Here is a 21,385-nt window from a genome sequence, read left to right as displayed (position 1 = left end):
GTCGCGCCGCACTGACACAGAGAGAGCTCCGAAGCCGGACGCCAACCACCACCTCGCCAAGGTAGCCATGATGCCCACCACGTCGCTGCCGTCGGCCGTACTTGCCTCGCTGCTCGGCCAGGGCACGCGGCAGATCGCGCTCGACACCCCGCTTCGCGAAGCGAATCTGATCGTCGAGCGTTTTACCGCGATCGAGGCGGTTTCGCGCCCCTTCGCCATCGAGATCGACTGCCTGTCGCCGTCGGCACATCTCGACACGGTCGAACTGGCGCGCCAGGAAATCACGCTGCGGCTGATGCTGGCCGACGGCCGCTACCGCGCCTGGCACGGCTTCGTCGTCGATTGCGCGGCGATGGGCGGCGACGGCGGCCTGGCGCGCTACCGACTCACCGTCGCGCCGTGGCTCGAGCGCCTGCGCGGCCGTGTCGACTGCTACGTCTATCAGGACAAGACCGTGCACGAGATTGTCGAGGAGGTGTTCCGAGACTACCCTGCCGCCAACTTCCAGTTCTCCGTCTCGCAACCGCTGCGCCGCCGCTCGATCTGCGCGCAGTACCGCGAGAGCGATTTCGACTTCGTGCAGCGGCTGCTGGCCGAGGAAGGCCTGTCCTACCGCTTCGAGCACCTGCAGGGCGAAGACGACAAACCGGAAGGCAGCCAGGCTCGCCACAAGCTGGTTGTGTTCGACAACGATGCCGAACGCCCACCCTGCCCCCAATCAAGCATCCGCTTCCATCGTGCCGACATGACCGAGGAATCGGACACGATGACGGTCTGGTCCACGCGGCACAGCATCGGACCCAATGCCGTCACCGTCTCGTCGTGGGACTACAAGACGCTGACCGCCGCCTCGGCGCAGGCCAATGCCGCGGCGGTGCCCGGCGAATGGCCGACGCTCGAATCGTTCGATGCGCTGGGGCCCTATCGCTATCCCGATGCTGCGACCGCAGATCGTGCGGCGCAACTGCGCATGCAGGCCGAGGAAAGCGGCTTTGTCCGCTTCGACGGTGCCGGCACGGTGCGCCAGCTGGGCGCAGGCCAGCGCTTTGCCCTGACCGAACATTTCGCAGCCGACGGCGACGAGTTCGTCGCGCTGTCGGTGCGCCACGAAGCGGCCAACAACCTCGGCGCCGATGTCGCCAAGCTGCTCGGCACCACCGACATCGAGGCTGGCGGCTATCGCAACACGCTCGAAGCGGTGCGGGCCGATGCCCCGATCGTGCCGCGCTTCCGCGCCAAACCGACCGCCCCGGAAGGCCAGACCGCGATCATCATTGCCGAGGGTGAGACGCCCCTGCACACCGATCGCGATCATCGTGTGCGTGTTCGCTTTCCTTGGCTGCGGGCCCCTGCGCCGGCGGACCAGACGAGCCAGGCGGGTCAGGCCGGGGCCTTCACCGATCCGGGCTCCGACGATCTGACGCAGGTTACCGCCTGGGTGCGCGTCGCCGGCGCCATGGCCGGTCCCAACTGGGGCACGCACCACCTGCCGCGCGTCGGCACCGAACTGCTGCTGACCTTCCTCGACGGCGACATCGACCGGCCCTTGGCCGCGATGCAGCTGCACAACGAACAGGACACCCCGCCCTGGGCCAACGACGACAAGCCGCTCGCTTCGATGTTGTCCGGCTGGCATACCCGCGGCCTTGGCGGCGACGGCTACAACCAGTGGGTCGTCGACGACTTCAAGGGCCGGCTGCGCATGCGGCTGGCCAGCTCCGCGGCGCAGACCCAGCTGAACCTAGGCTATCTGGTCGCCCAGGGCCCGCAGGATGCGCAGCGCGGCCCCTGGCGCGGCACCGGTGCCGAGCTGCGCAGCGATGCGTGGACAGTCGTACGCGCCGGCCAAGGTCTGCTGCTGTCGACCACGGCCCGGCCCCGCGCCACCGGCACCATGATGGGCATGCCCGAGGCGGTTGCGCTGCTCAAGGGCGCGCAACGCACCGCCGACCGCTTGTCGACTGCGGCTCAAACACAAACCGCCCTGCCCCTGACCGCCAACGAGGTCTTCGAGCCACTGTTGACGATGGTCGAGCCGGAGCAGGACGGGCATTACGCCGACACCGTCAACGGCCAGGACGCCAAGCAGCCTGACGGCAAGCCGGTCGAGCGCTTTGCCGAGCCGCTGCTGGTGGCGGAGGCGCCGACGTCTATCGCAGTCGCCAGTCAAGAGACCACCGCCGTTTATTCGGGCCGGCATCTGCATGGCACCGTGCAATCAGACTGGCAGCTGACCGCGGGCAAGACCATCGCGATGGCGGCGGCGCAAGGCGTGTCGCTGTTTGTGCAGCGCAATGGCTTGAAGGCCGTGGCGGCGAACGGGCCGCTGTCGGTGCAGGCGCATGGCGGCGCGATGGCAATCCTGGCGGACAAGGAAGTGGTGGTGACGTCGTCGAACGAGGCGGTCGAAATTCTGGCGAAGAGCACCGTCGTGCTGCATGGAGCCGATTCGTCGATCCGGTTGGAGGGGAATGCGATTACCTTTGAGACGCCGGGGATGTTTGAGGTCAAGGGGGCTGGGCATCCGTTTAGTGGTGCGGCTGGCAGTGCCGCCGGCCTCCCCGCGCTTCCCACCGGCGCCACCGCGCTCGACCACTGGATCGAGATCAACCACCGCGACATTGACGGTGAACCGTTCGAGGGCCAGGCCTACAAAATTCACTTCGAGGACGGCCAGATCATATCGGGCAAGCTCGATGCCGCCGGTCATGCCCGCCACGAAGGTGTACCGCCGAACGCAGTGCGCGTCGAATACGAAATACCCCCTCCCGGCGAAGACGAGCCGTGGGATCCCATCGCCAAACTGATTCAAGCCTCTCGCTCCAAGCTCGGATAAAACAACAATGTGGGAAGAACTTGAGAACGCGCTTGCGTGGTTCAAAAGCGCACCGTCCGACTGGGTCAAGAGTGGCAAGCAAAACCTCGCTGCGGCGGCGGAGTGGATCTGGACTGTGATCCAAGGCGATTTCGCCGACGAACAGACCACCGCGCAAGTGGCAACGGGGACTGTCATCTCGATGATCCCCTTCGTCGATCAGATTTGCGACGTGCGAGACGTAGTCGCAAACTGTCGCAAGATCCATCAGGACACGTCGAACAAGTGGGCGTGGATCGGTTTGATCCTGACACTCATTGGGCTATTTCCAGTGTTGGGATCGCTTGCAAAAGGCTGCTGCAAGATCCTGTTTGCGTATGGGCGGAAGTCCGTATTCCGCGCCGGCAAGGCCGCGCTGGACTCCAACTTCTGGAAGGCAAGCAAACCTTTTGTGGAAGCTGGCATCCAGACTCTCAATCGACATCTGAAGACGCCGGCCGTACGGCGCGCGCTGAAGGTCGCAAAGATTGCGAACCCTTACAAATGGTTGGCGGGCAAGGTGCGGCAAGTCATCGGCAAGCTCAACGCGCGCGAGCTGACTGCTGCCTTCGACAAGGTGATGGAAGCATTCAAGTACTTTGTCGACCTGATCAAGCGCTGGGGTACGGACGCCATGGGTTCCCGCGCCGGTCAATTGTTCTCGACCGTGCAGCGGATCCGCCAGATGCTGAACAGCAAACTCGACGAGGTGCTGGGTCCGGTTGTGGATTGGCTCAATCGTCTCGCGCGCCGACTGGAAATCGAAGGGGACATGCTGTACCGGGCCAATGTGGACGCTGTGAATCCGCATAAATATCAATGGCTGAAACCGGATGACGAAGCGAGATTGCTCGATGGACATCCGCCGAAGTGGGTGGATAAGACCGGCAAGCTGCCCTATCAACCGATGGCTCGCTTCCGCCCTGTTGCGGGCTGGCCGGACCTGAATCCGACGGTTAAACCCGGGGAACGCCACCCTCTGAAGACTGCCTATAACACCTTCCACCGCGCCCGTAATGTCACTATCAGGCCCGGGGAGGTGCTGTACCGTGTAGTGGACCCCTCCTCCGCAGACAACAGTATCTGCTGGATGCGAAAGGAAGAATTTCTGAAGCTGAAGAGCCGCAGCGATTGGCGCCGCCGCTTTGCAGTCTGGCGCCACTGGAACCGAAACGGGGAGTACATCACGTACACCGTGCCTCCTGGCGGAGGACTGAACGTATGGGAGGGCCCGGCCGCGAGTCAAAGCCTGGCAGGTCATCCCGAATATGTATTGGAAGGCGGAGCAAACCAGATCGTCCTCGATCCGAAACACCTGCAGCCGGAATACATCGCCAAGCGTAAAGCGACGGGTTGGGGCTATACCGATTTCCCCGGTGAAACGGACCAGTTCCTTGGTTTGCCGAAGCTGACCAACAACGTGAATCCGAACCTTCTGCCGGACAACCACCCCATGAGAGGCAAAAAGTGAGCACCCCGCTCTTTCCCCAGGAGATCTACCTGCTGGAGCGCTATAGCTCGGTCGAATATTTCGATGCCATGCGCGGTGCATGGGAAGCCATGCTGGACCACGTCGAGGATTGCATGGCGCGCTTTATGACGCAGTTGCCTCCGGATTACCGAAGCCGTCCGCAGCCGCTGCAACCGGACATCGTCTGGGGGCAACGCGTCATTCCAAATTTCCGGAACACTTCGCTAGTGTTGGACGACGGCTTTATCAAGCTCACGCACGGCGACGCCCAAGGACTTTTTGCTGCATCCGGCATCATGGAAGGTGTGCGGGGACAACGCGATTTCTCGGCGGATTGGATGGACGAGGTCACCCCCGGCGCTGCGGCCCGCTATGAAGCCCTGCTTTACGCTGCCCAGGACTACGCAACAAATGTCAGCACGACAGCCCATGCCGGTTGGGTGACCACGGTTCTGTCGACGGATTACTCGGACCAGTTTCAAGGTCCGCTAAACCCGCCTGCGGCTTGGCCACGCTATCGCTTGGACAGCACCGTTCAGGTCAGGACCGATGATGCCGTTACCGAGTCTGGCATTTACCTTCCCGACATTGACGATTCGTGCGCACAGTTCTTGATTGCCGGGACGCAAGCTCCGGACGCACCTGTCGGCTTCGATGGGCAGCAATACATTTCAATGACCGCAGCGCTCTGGACGCGCGTTCGTCGCGTAGAAGGCGAAAGCGTAGTCGATGGACTGGCCGACCTATCGGCCGCGACGGAGGTACGACAGTCTGTCCGTGTGCCGGGCGGTGACGTATGTCCGAGGAGCGGATGGTGGTTCACGCCATCGAGCGCAGGTTCCCGGCGATATTTCAGGCAGGGTGAAGTCTTTCCGATTGCGGAGGGAAGCGACTACGGCGCCACCTTCTGGCAATGGGATGTCGATCAAGCCGATCCCAGGCTGTAAGCCTCCTCCCCTGCAGATGGGGCAATATCGCACCGCAAAATTTACGGAGCCAATACCTTCATCCATCTCTCGAAGAGAAGGTCGCACGAAGCTTTAGCGACGGGTCACGGTGTCTACCCGTATATGGCTCTTTGGAATAGATCCTCACCGAGTCCCGATATGAAACGCCGGCCACACGACTGCAGTGATATCAGTGAACTCACGACTTTCCCGCAAGACTCCTAGTCATCTAGGAAGTCCTTGCTTGGAGACAGCGAGGCAATTCGACGTTTATGGCTTTCTTGATAACATAAAAAATAAGGCTTGTTTTCGGCGGCAGTTATCTATTTGGGCTCCGTCGTTTCGGCTTCACTCTAGTCGACTAGCCTTAACCGCATTCTTGACTGCATTGAACGCACTCGCTCTTCCACTCGCCGGGATGCAGCCAGACATCATCAACGTCTTTTGTCCATCGCTTTTTATCGCGCTGGTGCAGCGCTGCTTTTCTTTCGTCTCGATCGCCTCGATTTCGGAAACGGCCTCTATTCGCCTTACTTCTCTGCCGTACTCGACGATCATATAACCCACCCCATTTTCCATGGCTGTGCTGCGATTAAGAATGGAAGTTGGGCGGCTAAAAAAACCAGTTGCAGCTTGCTCGGCGACCTCTGGCATCTGGAACTCGACCGTTCCATCGGGTCTCGCACCGAAGTTGGAGGGTACCGTAGTGAGTATCGATGCCAAATCGCCCCGAAACACAGAGACCGAGAACACCGCTGACGGCTGACTTTTTTGGCCAGCATGACCGGCGTAACGATAAAACCGGCTGCAGGACGTTGCGTCCTCGGGACTGGAGGGCAGCGCCTCAAAACCGGTCGACGACAAGGGAATTGAGGCGCCGCACGCCTCCCAGTAGTCGGCGGCCGCGGTGGAACAGGCTACCAACAGAACAACTGGAAGAAAGGATGTTAGCCGGTTCATATTGGTCTTAGATTCTCAATGTTGGCAGCTCTTATCGTATCGTCGGATAGCTGGTAGTACGCTGCCCGAAAGAATGTCCGTCGCTCATCGATATGCAGAGCTGCACGATTGACTTGCAATGTCACGCTTAGCACGTCCGCGTCCACTTCCGCGGCGTTTGCTAGCGTTATGAAACGGCTTGCATCGGCTCGGCGGTTGATACCAACGTGTCCGTCCAGGACCCAACGATAGCGTCTGCCCCCGGGATTTGTGTTTGCGATCCGATCGCGCGTACGCTCTGCTATCCAATAGAAACCTGCGGCATCGCAACTTACGTACGCATCGCTCTGGAGTAGAAGATGCCGGCCGCTGGTGGTGAAATCCATACCGCGATATGTTCCATATTGCTGATATAGTCCCTTTCCAGTCAGCTGTATAACGCCACGTCCTTTGAACCGCGGCCCGTCTCCCGGCTGCGTATTCCCAAGTTCCCGTGCTTTAGCAGGATCGACAGCCATGTCGTATGCGTTACCACTGGCGTACTCGCGCACCGTCTGAAGGTGATCCGTCTCCAGACACACTTGGCCAAAAAAATGGGCCGATCGTCGATCATTATGGATTAGATATTTTCGCCGCGTTGTATTCAAAGCGACTGCCATCCCCGGCGGTAAAATTTGCTGCGCAGTCTCATGCCCTCTCGTCAACCGCTCCGTCATGGCCTGGAAGCGAGGAACGCCTGCGCCGTTCGGAAGGCATTGCACCATCTCGGCCGTACTAAGCCACATGCAACGCCTGAAATGGCGAATGAACTCTTTCGGCTCCCAATGCCACTCCGCTGCCAAGAACTCGGGGCAGTCTATCGATAGAGCGTTCACGTATCGACGGAGATCCTTGAAACCCGATTCGTCTGCTATTGCTTCCTCATTTGGGTTGGCACGAGCTGTTGTCCAAGCCCAACGAACATCAAAAGTGGCAGGATTCCACTCACTAGGAAATCGGCAGACCGTCTTTGATAGTCTTCTACGAGTTTCAGCATCCGCCAGGCGTGCCCCTCGTTCAGCAAGGGAGGTTTCACCATCTCCATTGGAATCCAGCTCCATCCTGATGAGTCGGGATTCGCAGCGGCTGTCGGTGTTGGTGTCATCGTCGACAACCCGCCATCCCCGCCATTGCGGGAAGTCGGCGTCGCTGAACTTCGTGGTGCCTTGCGCGTTTAGATTGACCCATCCTTCTCCTCCGGGATATCGGACCTTGCGCCAATGTGGAACATCCGTGGGTGTAAGGGTCTCATAAGCGGAATGAATGACTCGGCCGAAGCGCAGCAATTCATACACAGCGCTTGGCGCCGGGCGTCCGGAAGCGGGGTATGCCCGACTGATAGATGTGGCCCGGCCATACATGTCGTATTCGGCGTCTGGCTCTTCTAGCGTGCGAGCGTCCACAGCGGCTCCGTCACGACGATACGTGGTGACATAGGCGTCGCCACGATGACCGATAGTCCCCAGTCCCCCAGCATATCGGATACCTACGTAGTAATCCTCTGTGGTCGTGTGTACGGCGGGCGCTGTCGGCGCCGTGACGTTGTGGGGAGGTTGCTCGGCGTACACGGCCGTACCAGCCGGTATCCTGACGTAGATATCGCCGAATACTGCATCGCTACGCCCGTTCAAAGCAACATTGACTTCGCCGGTAGACCGCCCCATCAATTTGCGCTGGTTCTCGTCATCGCAAACAATCTCGAAGTGAATCCGACGCTCGGTTTGGCCATCAATTTGGCCCGCCGTACCGAGCACCGTCTTACGCGCCAACCGCTGGCCCTGATTAATCCCTGGTTCAATCGCGCCCAAATGCTGATAGACGGAGTAGAACGTGATGTCCGTAGCTTGAGAGCCTTCCCCAATGTCGGTCTGGTGACGCAGAACGATGGTGCCGTTGTCGGTCCATCCATTGGGATAACGTTGTGGATGATCAGGTAGTTCCGACCTGGGAGTGGGTCGCCGTAGGAACACAATGGTACCGTCTGCAATCGCCCGCACCGGGAGGCTGCTGTTCGCATTGGCATTTCCCATGGGGGCTAACAGATGGACGCCACCGTGCCACACAAAGTGACGGCTCACCGGAAAGACCCCTTCAGGGGCCGAAGCCATGGCGGCATTCAACCATTGCTCTTCTGTATGGTTCTGCCGATCGGGCAGAAACGGAGGGCTGATGAGCATGGAAGTCTAAATCGAGAATGGCGGTCGACGTTTCAACACCAACGGATTTTCTGGCATCAGCGGCAAATCATAGTTTGTATTCACTGGCCCATCAAACTTCCGCTGCGCACTCTTGTAAGTAATCGCCCCCGGACACTCCACTGTAATATTCCCACCCTCAATCGTGATCGACGCCCCGCCCGCCGTCGCCACGCGAATCCGCTTCGCGGCAGCAAAGTCCACCTGCATATTCGCCGACACGACCTTCAGTTCATCCTTCGCCTGCAGCTTCATCGCGTCGTGCTGGGCCTGCACGTCGATGTCTTCGCTACCGGCGATCAGCTTCAGGCCGGTGTTGCCTTCGCCCGCTTTCTCCAGCGCCGCGGCGATGCCGATGGCTTGACCGCTGTGCAATCGTGCCTGCTTGCCGATCGCCAGGTTGGTGTCCTGGCCTGACACCATGCCGAGCGACTTTCCGTTGACCATCTGCAGTTCCTGTCCGGCGACCATCGCCAGGCCAGCGCGGCCGGCCAGTTGCACGATGGCTTCGCTCGGATGCGGCACCTTGCCTTGCGTCTGCTGGTTGCCGCTGGCGGCGTCCTGCATCGCGGCGTCCAGGTCCTTGCCGTCGACCATGCCGGAGGCGGCGGTCTCCAGCTTGGCCAGCGGAGCCTCGTCATCCATCGCCGTCAGCAACGCAGCGGTCTGATGCTTGACCGCTCCCTCGCCCAGCGTCTGCGTCAGCGACTTCGCCTGCCGGATCAGCGCGATGCCGGCGGCGTTGTCGCCGGTCGGCACTGGCCGCTGGCTCTGCGCATCGCGGTAGGTGGTGATCAGCACGCCGGCCTTGCCCCGGATGGCGCCGTAGCCGTCGGTGCGCAGCTCGAAGCCTTCGCCGCGGAAGCTGCCGCGATAGTTGTCCTGCTGGTGGATCAGGTGGCCGAGGTTGAGTTGGCTGTGCTGGACCGTCGTGGCCAGTTGCGTGCGCAGTTGGTTGTCGCTGTCGTCGAACACCAGCTGGTTGGCGCCGTCGCCACCGTGCTCGCGGCTCTTGAAGCCACTCAGTGCGGCGGCGTTGCGGTGTCCTTCCTGATCAGCGCTCATGCCGTGCCAGGCGGGCGCATGGCCACCGGCGACATTGGCCTGCGCGCTTGGCGCGGTGTCGCTGCCTTGCTGATACACCGAGGCATCGGCGGCAGCGGCCTGCTTGCCGCCCGGCGTCGGCGCAATGCCGCCCTCGCCCTGTCCGTTGTACAGTGCGCCGATCACGATCGGTTGATCGATATCGTCGTCGGCGAACTTGACCAGCACCTCTTGGCCGATACGCGGCAGCCATTGCCAGCCCATGCCTGCACCGGCCTGGCGCTGAGCGACGCGGACCCAGCGCGTGCTGCGGTCATCGTCGCGCTCGCCCTTCTGCCACGGGAAGCGGACCCGAATCTCGCCGCGCGGGCTGACATGGTGCTCGGCATCGCCGCTGGGCGTGGTCTCGCCTTGCGGGCCGACCACGGTCGCGGTCTGCACGCCGATCGCGGTCGGCGCGGCAAACAGCCTGGCGCCGTTGCCATCGACCACGCGCGGGCGCCACGGCCGGCGCGCATCGCAGGCGCGGAACAGATTGGCATAGCCGTATTGCTCGGCCGCCTGGCGCAGCGACGCCGTCGGCACGCTGCGCTCCACCGCATCGCCAAGCGCCAGGAAGCCCATCGTCATCGGCCCATTCTCCGGCGCGCTGGGCGGCGTATCGAAGCACAGCGCGGCCTCGAGTGGGCCCAGCCGCTGCCCCAGCGCGGCGCGCGTCTCCGCCGCGAGGTTGTTCAGGCCACAGTGCTCGACGATGTCGAGCAGCAGCGGATAGGCGGCCTCGGCATCTTCCTGTTTGGGCAGATGCGGGCAATCGGAAACCGCCACGCGCGTGCCGCTGACGAAGGTACGCACCGTACCCTGCCCGGCGAACAGCTGCGCGCGGGCCTCGATGCTCTCCATCAACTGCTCGGCCAGCCGCTGCGCGCCGGCGGCATCGCCGACCACCGACTGGCTGACCGACAGATAGGGCTCCGGGCATTGCGCGCCGCCGCCGAGCTTGGCCGGCGCATGGCCGCGCAGCGTGCGCTTGCCGTTGCCATCCCACGCCACCACCGCGACGCCGGGCACCGTCACGCGGCTATGGCAAGCGAGCTGCTGCACGGCGTCGGCTTCTTCCTGGCTGTGGGCGCGGTGATAGCGCACCGAAGCCGATTGCCCCTCCGGCAATTGCGGACTGTCGGCGAAGATCGTCAGTGCATGGCCGGACGGTGCCTGCTCGTCCTCGACAAAGGCAAAGCCCAACCCTGCCTCGGCCAGCAGCCGGGACAGGAACGCGTAATCGGTCTCGCGATATTGGCTGACATGTTCGCGCGGACCGAGCGCGTCGATGCGCTGCTGCGCGCCCGCCGTATAGCGCCACACCGCATGCGGCGCGTACGGCGACAGGATCTGTTCGGCGATATCGGCCAGCGTGCGGTTCTGGAATACCTGGCTATGTCGCTGCTGCGTGGCCAGCCACAGCCACGGCACCACGGTCAGCCGATAGCGCGCCAGGCTGCCGTCGGCGCCCAGCTTCTCGGCCTTGCGCACCAGTCCGCTGCGGCGAATGCGACTGCCATCGGCCAGCGTGGTCCACAGCGTGACCTTCGCGCCGAGCAGAGACTTCAGAGGCAATCGCGCATTGGCGCTGACCGCAACGATGCGCGTTTCGCTCAGCTCCGACAGCGCCTCGCGGCCGAGCCAGGCCTCGACGGCCAGTTCGCCGACGGCCCCCTCGCCTTCAAGCTGGAACAGCCGCCGCGCCGGGGAAAACAGAGTCTGAATCAGGGTGGTGTGGTCCATGGCGGTTCGGTGTCGCAGCGGGTGTCGCAGGGGCTATCACAGCGGATGTCGCAGCGATCGGCAAGCTCGCCGATCAGTTGCCCGACAACGGCAATGGCCGCGTCGATGCCGCGGCCATCTGCTCTGTCAGCACCCTTGCCTCTCGGCCGTCATTACTGCGAACGCTGGGCGGTGCCGCTTTTGCGCGTCCGCGACGCGGTCGTGGTTTTCTCTTCGGGCGTGGGGGCCAGCAATGCCGCCAGCAATTCGGCATCGCGATCATTGCCGGTATTGGCGCCCGTCTTTTTTGAAACTCGGCGCGTATTGTTGGAGGCAATACGCGAGCGCTCGGTTTTCGTCTTCCCTACAGTCGTAGGGTTCGAATTGGAACGCGAAGCAACCTTGGTCGCCGTATTCGAATGTTGCCGTTTTGTCGCGGTCTGATTCGATGCAGTGATCTTCGTTTTATTTACTTCTTGGTTTAGCGTTTTTTTATTCGGTTCCTTGGCGGCGACCGTCGTCGATTTGGCGTGACGGTCCGCAGCGCTCTTGTCATGATCTGGCGCCGCATTTGCTGCCAGCGCGGTACCGCCGGCCAGTGCCGCGGCACCGAGGCCGGCAGCGGCCAGATCGCCGGATGGCATCTTGCCGAGATTGTCGAGCGCATCGTCATCGGCATCGCGCTCGGGGCTGACATCGACGATGGTAGCGGAGCTGGCCGGCGCTTCGACGGAAGCGGCCGCGCCTGCCGCGGCGGCCTGCATGTCGGCGGCCGGGGCCGCGCTGGCGGCGGAATTCGCGCTTTCAGCCGGCACGACGGTGGCCACCGTTGGGGCCTCGACGTCGTTGCCCTTGCCCAGCCAGAAGGCCACGGCGCCCGCGCCGACCAGCAGCAGCGCCAGCGTGGCGAACACGCCGTGGCGCTTGATATCGGGAGTCTTCTTCTTGACAGGAGCGTGACTGGCGACCCGCCCTTCGAGGCTGGCCAGGATGCGCGTATCGGGTCCCTGGCTGTCGGCATTGCCCGAGCCGAACAGCGACGGTGGTCCATTTCCTTTGAAGTCGTCGCCGTGGCTCATCTTTTGGCTCTCGAATTGCAATAAAATGCGCGTCGGGCAGCGCAGGGATGGAATTGAGTTAAGCGATCGGCAACATAACTCGAAGACAGGGCCCGAGCAGAAATTCGACGAGGTGGCGCGAGCTGCCGATGCGGACGAAGCGCGCAGATTTTATAGCTGGCCGCAACAAAAATGCAAATATGTGAACGGCGCCGTCACAACTCGCAGACGGCGATTTTTTTGCAGCCGAATGTCAGCCCGGAATCGAGCCAAATAAAATGTCACAAAATGTAACTATTGAGGCCGTTGTCATGGGCGGTTTGGACGGCGCGCGGTACGCGCACTGAGCGGATGATCTTTATTACGCTGTTCCTGTATTTCGCGCTGATGGTCGCGATCGCGGCCATTCTGCTGCTGCCGGACGTGCGCGAGCGCGTGCTGCTGACCGCGCGCACGCAATGGCAGCGGCTCAGTATCCATGCCAGCGCGGCAAGCCAGCGCTCGGCCGGAACCCTACGAACGTCGGCTTCCCAGGCAGCCGATTCGATGGAAGCATTGCGCGCCTTCGTTGCGCGCCGAAAGGTCTTTCTGCTGTGCGCGGCGGGCGTCGTCGCGACCCCGCCGATCGTTGCCCTCGCCTTGCGACCGAAACTGCTGTTCGAGTACGATGACGCGCTGCGCGAGCCGGACCAGAAGATTTCCGCTTTATTGAATGGCGAACGCCTGGTTCCGCCGGCGCCATTGCCGCCGGAAGTATTCACCACGCAGGAAGTCGAACGGATTCGCCCGACCATTCGCGAAGCCAGCCGCAATTGGGATCTGCTCGACGCCGATTTTCGTCAGCGCCTGCTGCTGGTCTACAAGATCATGCGCGACGAGCATGGCTATGAAATGGCGCTGCTGGAGGGCTATCGCAGTCCGGAGCGCCAGGCCAGGCTGGCCGCGATGGGCACGCATGTCACAAAGGCGGGCGCCTATCACAGTTACCATCAGTTCGGCCTGGCCGCGGACAGCGCCTTCTATCGCGACGGCAAGCTGGTGATCAGCGAAAAGGATCCGTGGGCAATGCGCGGATACGAGTTGTATGGGCAAATCGCCGAGTCCGCGGGGCTGACCTGGGGCGGGCGCTGGAAGATGATGGATCTTGGGCACGTCGAGTTGCGCCGGCCCGGCGTGCTCGGCAAGAAGCCCGGCTAGCGTGCGATGTGCGGGGGCACGGTGCACGCAACGGCGGCCGGCGAAAGCAGGCTGCGAATCGATAGCTGGTGGCGGGATCGCCCTTCTCAGTCGAGAGAACAACAATGACACGGCCATTTATCGTATTGGGTGACAAGACCGACCACGGCGGCGTCGTGATCAGCGCGTCGGGCACCACGTCGACCAACGGCAAGGGCATCGCCTGCGTCGGCGATCGCGTGACCTGTCCGAAGTCGGGTCATGGCGAAACCACCATCGTCACCGGCGATTCGACCGTGATCATCGATGGCCGTGCCGCTGCCCGCCACGGCGACAAGACGGCATGCGGCGCGACGCTGCTGTCCAGCCAGGGAGTCACCGGCAGCGCGTAAGCCGAGCGCGCCCTTCCGCTGCTGCGCTTCCTGTGCCGACCCTCCCCGACACCATGCTCGCACGCCTGTTCCGTTCCGGCCTGATCCTGTTCGCCGTCTTCGCGCTGGTCTGGACCGCGACGATCCTGTGGTGGCAATCGATCCATCGAATGCCGACCACGACCGATATCGTCACGCATCTGTTCCTGCTGCCCGCGGGCATGGTCGCGGGCTATCTGGTCATCCGCCGCGCGCTGGACGGCATTCGCCGCAATGTCGCGGCCGCGGTCAGCACGCCGGCGGCCGCCGCGCAAGACGGCGGGGACTCGGCCGACGGCGCCGTGCCCGACGACGACCCCGCCCGCCGTTGGCGCGCGCTGGTGTTGGGCGCTGCCCTGCATACCGCCAAGGGCGGCGACACGGCCGCCACCGCCGCGGCCACCGCCGAGCAGCAGCGGCCGGACGTCGTCGACGTGCTGGGCGATGGCATGCCGATCTTCGCCGCGCCTGCCGAGGACATCGATGTCGATGGCACGCGCGAGGCGCTGGAGCAGGCCTTCGCCGAGCTGCCGTGGAATGACGAGGCCGTGCGCACCGTCGCGCTGGCCAGCGATGTGGCCGAGCGGCTGGTGGCGCAGGTGCTGGAGCAATATCCCGGCCTGTATTTCGCCGCCGCCGATGAGACAACCACGGCGCCGCAAGCCGAAGAGCCCCCGCGGCTGGTGCTGGCGCTGCTGCTGCCGGAGCGCTGGCAGGCGCCGATGGCGGCGGCCGCCGGCCAATATGTGCGCGGCCGCCTGACCGGGCTGTGGCCGGTCGAACGGATCTCGATGGAGACGCTGACCGCCAAGGGCGACGGCGATGCGATGGTCCAGGTCGATCGCGCAATCCTTGCGCTGCATCGCGAACCGACCCACGAACTGCGCGGCGTGATCGCGGCGGATTCGCATATCGGTGCCGAAGCGATCGACCGGCTGCGCGCAACCAACCGGCTGTTCAGCGCCCAATGCGAGCACGGCGTCGCGCCCTCCGAGGCGGCGGCGGGCATCCTGCTGTATCCGCCGCAGGGACCGCTGGCCGCGATGCTCGCGCAGGACGCGCCGCCGGCGTCGATCGGTCGCGCCACGCTGACGCGGCTCGATGCGCCGACGCCCGACAAGGGCCAGCCGCGCACCGCGGCGCTCGATCAGGCCATTGCGCAGACCGTGGGGCTGCTGGCCGAACCGGCTGACGACGCGAAGACCAAAGACGACGACCAGGCAGAACCGGCCGCCGAACCTGCGCCGGCGCCCCAACCGGTTGTGGTCACCGCAGACATCAGCCCGCATCCGGTCCGCACCGTCGAACTGGCGCGGGTGTTCTCCGAACGCTTTGGCGAACTCGACGTCAGCGCGGACCTGCTGGCGGTCGGCACCGCCTGTGGATACACCGGCAATGCCGGCGCGCTGCTGGCGATCGTGCTCGCGCATCAGCAGTGCGCCGAGCGCGGCGGCCCGGCACTCGCACTGACCGCGGCCGATCCGCAGCAGCGCGGCGCGATCGCGGTATTGCCGCCGGCCACCACCTAGCGGCCATCCGCCCCAAGCCAGAACACGCACGAGCTCGCACCAAGCCCAAGCACAAGAACCAGCACACGCATTCGCAAACCGCAGGCCACCATGCATCGATTCCTCAGTTTCCTGACCAACACGCGCACGCTGTCCGTGATAGGCGTCGTCGCGCTGACGCTCTTCCTGCTGCTGGCGGCCGATACCTTCGAGGTCGGGCTGACCTGGGTCGGCATCGTGCTCGGCCTGCTGGTGGTCGCGTGGCTGATCGCCTTCGCATGGCGTCACTATCGCGCACGGCAAGCCAGCGGCAAGCTCGGCGCACTGCTGGAACAGCAGGCCAATGCGGCGGCCCAGGAAGCGCCGCAGGAAAAGCGCGGCGAGGTCGAGGCGCTGCGCACGCGGCTGGTCGATGCGGTCAAGACCATCAAGACGTCCAAGCTCGGCCAGCTGTCGGGCAACGAGGCGCTGTACGAGCTGCCCTGGTACATCGTGATCGGCAACCCGGCAGCGGGCAAGAGCACCGCGGTGCTGAACTCGGGCCTGCAGTTCCCGTTCGCCGACAAGAACAACGCGATCATCCACGGCATCGGCGGCACGCGTAATTGCGACTGGTTCTTCACCACCGAGGGCATCCTGCTCGATACCGCGGGCCGCTATTCGGTGCACGAGGAAGACCGCAAGGAATGGCTGGGCTTCCTGGACCTGCTCAAGCGCTACCGTCCGCGCGCGCCGATCAACGGCATCGTGGTCACCGTCAGCATTCCGGAGCTGACGCAGAACCGTCCCGAGTTCGCGATCCAGCTGGCCAAGAACCTGCGCCAGCGGGTGCAGGAACTGACCGAGCGGCTGGAGGTGTTCGCGCCGGTCTACGTGATGTTCACCAAGGCGGATCTGATCACCGGCTTCACCGAGTTCTTCGGCGACAGCGACAAGCACGAGCGCGACCGCGTCTGGGGCGCTACCCTGCCCTTCGAGCCGGGCGAAAAGCGCGATGCCGCCGCGATGTTCGACGAGCGTTTCGACGAGCTGTACGACGGGCTGAAGGAAATCAGCGTGGCGCAGATCGCGCAGCACCGCAACGGCAAGCTGTCGCCTGGGCTGCTGAGCTTCCCGCTCGAGTTCGCGTCGATCAAGCCGGCGCTGCGCGCCTTCCTGGTGACGCTGTTCGACGAGAACCCGTTCCAGTACAAGCCGGTGTTCCGCGGCTTCTATTTCACCAGCGCGGTGCAGGAGGCGAGCACTACCAGCGCCTCGGCCGAACGGATTGCCCGCCGCTTCGGCCTGAAGCTCGACAGCGCCGCCCATAGCCGCGAGGTGTTCTCCAAGAACGGCTTCTTCCTGCGCGACCTGTTCTCCAAGGTAGTGTTCGCCGACCGCAAGACGGTCCGCCAGTTCTCCAGCCCGGCCAAGACGCGGATGCGCTTCGTCACGTTCTTCGGGCTGGTGCTGGCGCTGGGCCTGCTGCTGGGCGGCTGGACCTGGTCGTTTATCGGCAACCGCCAGCTGACCGCCAATGTGCAGGCCGACCTCGACAAGATCGTCAAGCTGCAGCAGAACCGCATCGACCTGCAATCGCGCCTGGAGGCGCTCGATATCCTGCAGGACCGCATCGAGCAGCTGGAGCGCTTCCGCGCCGACCATCCGATCGCGCTGTCGCTGGGCCTCTATCAAGGCGATACGCTGCAGCACAAGCTGCTCGACGAGTATTACAACGGCCTGCGCCAGGTCATGCTGAAGCCGGTCGGCACGTCGATCGAGCGCTTCCTCGCCGAAGTCAACGCGCATCCGGACCAGCTCGCACAGAACGTGCGGGTGCCGGCCGCCAATGGCGCCGTGGTGCAGGCCTCGGCGCAAGCCGGTGCGAGCGCCGGCGCGAGCGCGGCGGCCGCCGCCCCGGCCGCGGCAGCCACTGCGGCGGCTGCGGCCACGCCTTCGGCGGCCGACATGACGGCCGCGCTCAATACCGAATCGCCGAACGCGAAGCGCTATGCCGACGCCTCGCCGACCAATGTCGAGGACGCCTACAACGCGCTGAAGACCTATCTGATGCTGGCGGACAAGCGCCATGTCGAGGTCGCGCATCTGACCGACCAGGTCACGCGCTTCTGGCGCGGCTGGCTCGAGGAGAACCGCGGCAACATGCCGCGCGAGCAGCTGATCCGCGCGGCCGAGCGCAACATCTCGTTCTACCTGGCCCGCGTCAATGACGACAACTGGCCGCTGCTCGAAAGCAATCTGTCGCTGATCGACCAGACCCGCGAGAACCTGCGCCGCGTGGTGCGCGGCATGCCGGCGCGCGAGCGTGCCTACGCCGAGATCAAGGCACGCGCGGCGACGCGCTTCGCGCCGATGACCGTGGCCCGCATCGTCGGCGACGCCGGCGCGACGGTGGTCACCGGCAGCTACGCGGTGCCCGGCACCTTCACGCGGGAAGCCTGGCTGCAATACGTGCAGCCGGCCATCCGCGAGGCGGCCAGCAAGGAGCTGCAAAGCAAGGACTGGGTGCTGAACGTCGCCGCCCGCGACGACCTGACGCTCGAGGGAAGCCCCGAGCAGATCCAGAAGACGCTGGTGTCGATGTACAAGAACGAATACGCGAAGGAGTGGCAACGCTTCATGCAGGGCGTCGCGGTACAGGAATTCAAGAGCTTCGATCAGGCCGTCACCGCGATGAACCTGCTCGGCGATCCGGTCAATTCGCCGATCCGCAAGCTGTTCGACGCCGCCTACGAGCAGACCTCGTGGGATAACCCGTCGATCGTCAACGCGGGCCTGAAGCAGGCCAAGACCGGCGTGATCGAATGGTTCAAGCGCTGGGTCTCGCGCGGCACGCCGTCGGCCGTCAGCGTCAATGTCGACAGCGCGAGCCTCGCCTCCTCGTCCGAAGCCGGCAATATCCCGATGGGGCCGGTCGGCAAGGAGTTCTCGGGCCTGGCCAAGATCGCCGTGATGCGCGACAACAATTCGCTGCTGCGCGGCTATATGGAGGCGCTGTCGAAGGTCCGCACGCGCTTCAACACCATCAAGAACCAGGGCGATCCCGGCCCCGGCGCACGCCAGCTGATGCAGCAGACGCTGGACGGCAACGGCTCCGAGCTGGCCGACGCGCTGAAGTACGTGGACGAGCAGATGCTGACCGGCATGACCGACAGCCAGCGCCAGACGCTGCGTCCGCTGCTGGTCCGTCCGCTGCTGCAGTCGTATGCGGTGACGATCCGCCCTGCCAGCGTGGAAATCAACAAGGTGTGGAACGCGCAGGTCTACCAGCCGTTCATGCAGACGCTGGCGACCAAGTATCCGTTTGCCTCGGATGCCAAGATCGAGGCCAGCGCGGCCGAGATCGGCCAGGTGTTCGGTCCGGACGGCGCCATCGCGAAGTTTGCCGGCACCACCATCGGCCCGCTGTCGGTGCGCCGAGGAGACATGATCGCCGCGCGGACCTGGGGCGACCTTGGCGTGACCTTCGCGCCGGAGTTCACCACCAACTTCACACGCTGGATCGCGCCGCTGACCGGCGGCGCGGCGGCCGGGGCCGGCGGTGCCGCCGCTGCGGCCCCGCAGACCGTGTTCCAGATCCTGCCCTCGCCGGCGGCCGGCACCACCGAATACACGATCGAGATCGATGGACAACAGCTGCGCTATCGCAATACGCCGCCGCAGTGGACCAACTTCGTCTGGCCCAATCCGCAGGGCACGCCGGGCGCGCGCATTACCGCGACGACCTTCGATGGCCGTACCGTCGAGGTGCTCAGCGAACCGGGCCGCTTCGGCCTGGAACGGCTGATCGCCACAGCCTCGCGCAAGCGTCGTCCGGATGGGGCGTTCGAACTGTCGTGGACGCAGGGCGGCACCACGGTCGCGGTGGCGCTGCGCATCGTCAGCAGCCCGCAGACCACCACGGCCGCCGCGGACTCGCCGCAGGGACAAGGCCTGCGCGGCCTGAAGCTGCCGCCGGCGATTGCCGACGCCTCGGCGCCTGTCAGCACGACCGAGGCGGCACAGCCCGCCGCATCGGCACCGGTTGCGCAATCCGGCGCGCCCGTCGCGCAATCCGGCGCCACCGTGCGTGCAGGAGGTGCGCAATGAGCCAGGCAGCGCAATTGCAGCTCGCGTACTTCGGCAAGCTTCCGTCGCGCGGGGATTTCGTCAAGAGCCCGAACCAGACCCAGCTGCTCGATACGCTGGACCGCTGGATGTCGCAGGCGATGGAGATGCTGGCCGAGGATCCGGGCTGGAAGACCGTCTACGACGCGTGGCAGCCGGTCCAGTTCGCCTTCCTCGGTTCGCAGAGCCGGCTGGCGATCGCCGGCACGGTGATGGCCAGCAACGACCAGTCGTCGCGCCGCTTCCCCTTCCTCGCCGCCGCCGCGCTGGAGATCGACCAGCCGCTGCCGTTCATCGCGCGCAGCCCGCTGGCGCTGACCCGGCTGTGGACGCGCGCCAGCCATCAGATGCAGGAACTGGTTTCCGCCGCCGATCCGGCCGAAGGGTTGCGCAATCTGGCGCAGACCCAGTTCGCGGTCGAGATCGGCGCGGGCGCGCAGGCCTACGATGCCAGCTTCAAGGACTTCATCGAATTCCAGACGGTGGCCGGCCTGGAGCAGATGCTGCGCGCCGATGGGCAAACGCTGTGCCTGCGCCGCACGCTGGTCGCGCTCGGCATCCTGCTCGAACCGGTGATGAGTGCCGGCACCTCGCGGCTGGACAAAGGCTTGACGCTGCCGTTGCCGTCCGATCCGGTCTATCGCAGCCTGATGGCCAGTTTCTGGCTGGACCTGGTGTCCGGCTTCCTGAAGCGCGGGGATTTCGAGCTGTCGCTGTTCCTCGGCCGCGTCGGCAATCCCGGCGCCGGACAAGCCGGCCGCAGCGAACGCCTGGTGATCGGCTTCAACGGCGCCTCGTCGCGCACGTTGCACGGCATCATGTCGCCGCTGGCGTACGGCGAAGTCAATATCGACATCGACGACCCGCAGTGGGTGGACCAGCATGCCGGCTCGCGCTATGGCGTGGCCAAGCTGGCCAGCTATCTCGAGCAGCCGCAGCTGTCGCTGCGCGCGGCGCTCGACACCTTCCGCGAAGTCTTCATCGGAGAATGATCATGCGTTCGGTTTTCCCGGCCTGCCGCGCTGTTGCGCTGGCGACGGCCCTGACCTGGCTGCTGGCGGCGCCCGCTTCCGCCCAGACGCCTGCCGGCGCGGAGGCGGCGGCGGGCCGCGTGGTGGCCGGCGGCGCGGTGCCGGACGAGGCGACCAAGGCCGAGGTGCTCGCACGGCTGCGCGAGCTGTACGGCGCGGCCAATGTGGTCGACCAGATCGAGGTGGGCGGCGTGGTGTCGCCGCCGAACTGGACCGCGAACGTGCAGAAGGTGCTGTCGCCGCAGATCAAGCAGGTCAAGCGGGGGCAGTTGAGCATCGACGGCACGCAGATCGCGCTGTATGGCGACGTCGCCGACGAGGGGCAACGCCAACAGCTTGCCACGATGATGTCCAGCGGACTGGGGCAGAACTATACGATCAAGAACGGTCTGCGCGTGCCGGCCTCGGGCCAGGATCTGCTGGACCGCACGCTGGCGAACCGGATCATCGAATTCGAGACCGGCAGCGCCACGCTGACGCCGAAGGGCCGCGTGATTCTCGACGAGATGGCGGCGGTGCTGCCGAAGCTGTCGGGACGCAAGATCGAGATCGTCGGCCACACCGACAATTCGGGCAGCCGCGCGCTCAATCTGGCGCTGTCGCAGTCGCGCGCGGAGACGGTCAAGAGCTATCTGGCCGGCAAGGGCATCGAGCCGTCGGTGCTGTCAGCGGTCGGCGTCGGCCCGGATCAGCCGATCGCGCCGAACGACAAGGAAGAGAACCGGGCGCGCAATCGGCGCATCGAGTTCAGGGCGAGCCAGTAAGGCGTTGATCGACGATTTGCTTGTCGTCCCCACGCAGGCGGGGACCCAGTGGCTTGATCCATTGCTGGCAGCCGTGCA

At 64.5% G+C, this 21,385-nt stretch carries 13 protein-coding genes; 9 read left to right on the top strand and 4 right to left on the bottom strand.

The annotated features are described in order from the left end of the window. Nucleotides 1-67 precede the first annotated feature (67 nt). From F7Q96_RS08005 to F7Q96_RS07995, 3 genes are read left to right on the top strand one after another with little or no spacing between them, the layout of a single operon-like run. Nucleotides 68-2,836, top strand: a complete 2,769-nt coding sequence (locus tag F7Q96_RS08005) for a type VI secretion system Vgr family protein (RefSeq protein ID WP_249041656.1) — start codon at nucleotides 68-70, stop codon at nucleotides 2,834-2,836. 7 nt (nucleotides 2,837-2,843) lie between these two features. Further along, complete coding sequence (locus F7Q96_RS08000; protein ID WP_053821907.1) at nucleotides 2,844-4,325, top strand: hypothetical protein; 1,482 nt, start codon at nucleotides 2,844-2,846, stop codon at nucleotides 4,323-4,325. Beyond that, complete coding sequence (locus F7Q96_RS07995) at nucleotides 4,322-5,272, top strand: hypothetical protein (protein ID WP_151022426.1); 951 nt, start codon at nucleotides 4,322-4,324, stop codon at nucleotides 5,270-5,272. Before F7Q96_RS08000 ends, F7Q96_RS07995 begins: the two co-directional genes overlap by 4 nt. A gap of 348 nt (nucleotides 5,273-5,620) precedes the next feature. Here the strand turns inward: F7Q96_RS07995 and F7Q96_RS07990 are convergent, their stop codons facing one another. The 4 genes from F7Q96_RS07990 to F7Q96_RS07975 form a co-directional block, all read right to left on the bottom strand. After that, nucleotides 5,621-6,232 (bottom strand): hypothetical protein, encoded by a 612-nt coding sequence (locus F7Q96_RS07990; protein WP_151022424.1) that lies wholly within the window; start codon nucleotides 6,230-6,232, stop codon nucleotides 5,621-5,623. Next, on the bottom strand, nucleotides 6,229-8,427 hold the full coding sequence (locus F7Q96_RS07985; RefSeq protein WP_151022422.1) for a M23 family metallopeptidase: 2,199 nt from the start codon (nucleotides 8,425-8,427) through the stop codon (nucleotides 6,229-6,231). The genes F7Q96_RS07990 and F7Q96_RS07985 overlap by 4 nt, the downstream gene beginning before the upstream one ends. Nucleotides 8,428-8,433: 6 nt before the next feature. Beyond that, nucleotides 8,434-11,274: a type VI secretion system Vgr family protein gene (locus tag F7Q96_RS07980; protein WP_053821908.1), complete on the bottom strand. Its 2,841-nt coding sequence runs from the start codon at nucleotides 11,272-11,274 to the stop codon at nucleotides 8,434-8,436. 152 nt (nucleotides 11,275-11,426) lie between these two features. Beyond that, the gene (locus F7Q96_RS07975) at nucleotides 11,427-12,332 is read right to left on the bottom strand and encodes a hypothetical protein (protein ID WP_151022421.1); all 906 of its coding nucleotides are present in this window, start codon (nucleotides 12,330-12,332) and stop codon (nucleotides 11,427-11,429) included. 330 nt (nucleotides 12,333-12,662) lie between these two features. Here F7Q96_RS07975 and F7Q96_RS07970 point away from each other — a divergent pair, with 330 nt between their 5' ends. The 6 genes from F7Q96_RS07970 to F7Q96_RS07945 all read left to right on the top strand — a co-directional run bounded on the left by F7Q96_RS07970 (nucleotide 12,663) and on the right by F7Q96_RS07945 (nucleotide 21,307). Continuing rightward, nucleotides 12,663-13,508 (top strand): M15 family metallopeptidase, encoded by an 846-nt coding sequence (locus F7Q96_RS07970; RefSeq protein ID WP_053821910.1) that lies wholly within the window; start codon nucleotides 12,663-12,665, stop codon nucleotides 13,506-13,508. Between the two features lie 104 nt (nucleotides 13,509-13,612). Beyond that, nucleotides 13,613-13,879, top strand: coding sequence for a PAAR domain-containing protein (locus tag F7Q96_RS07965; protein ID WP_006575567.1), 267 nt, complete (start codon nucleotides 13,613-13,615; stop codon nucleotides 13,877-13,879). 53 nt (nucleotides 13,880-13,932) lie between these two features. Beyond that, entirely contained in the window at nucleotides 13,933-15,426 is a 1,494-nt protein-coding gene (locus tag F7Q96_RS07960) for a hypothetical protein (protein WP_053821911.1), read from the top strand. Nucleotides 15,427-15,516: 90 nt separating this feature from the next. Continuing rightward, entirely contained in the window at nucleotides 15,517-19,494 is a 3,978-nt protein-coding gene (gene tssM, locus F7Q96_RS07955; RefSeq protein WP_151022419.1) for a type VI secretion system membrane subunit TssM, read from the top strand. Next, nucleotides 19,491-20,504: a type VI secretion system-associated protein TagF gene (gene tagF / locus F7Q96_RS07950; RefSeq protein WP_053821912.1), complete on the top strand. Its 1,014-nt coding sequence runs from the start codon at nucleotides 19,491-19,493 to the stop codon at nucleotides 20,502-20,504. Before tssM ends, tagF begins: the two co-directional genes overlap by 4 nt. Beyond that, a complete protein-coding gene (locus F7Q96_RS07945) occupies nucleotides 20,501-21,307 on the top strand; it encodes an OmpA family protein (protein WP_023264548.1) in 807 nt (268 codons plus the stop codon). Before tagF ends, F7Q96_RS07945 begins: the two co-directional genes overlap by 4 nt. Nucleotides 21,308-21,385: the final 78 nt, after the last annotated feature.

Origin of the sequence: Cupriavidus gilardii, assembly GCF_008801915.1 — a bacterium.
In the GTDB taxonomy this organism is placed as follows: domain Bacteria; phylum Pseudomonadota; class Gammaproteobacteria; order Burkholderiales; family Burkholderiaceae; genus Cupriavidus; species Cupriavidus gilardii.
The sequence above is the reverse complement of the archived record's forward strand: the minus strand, read 5'-3'. Positions and strand labels throughout refer to the sequence as shown.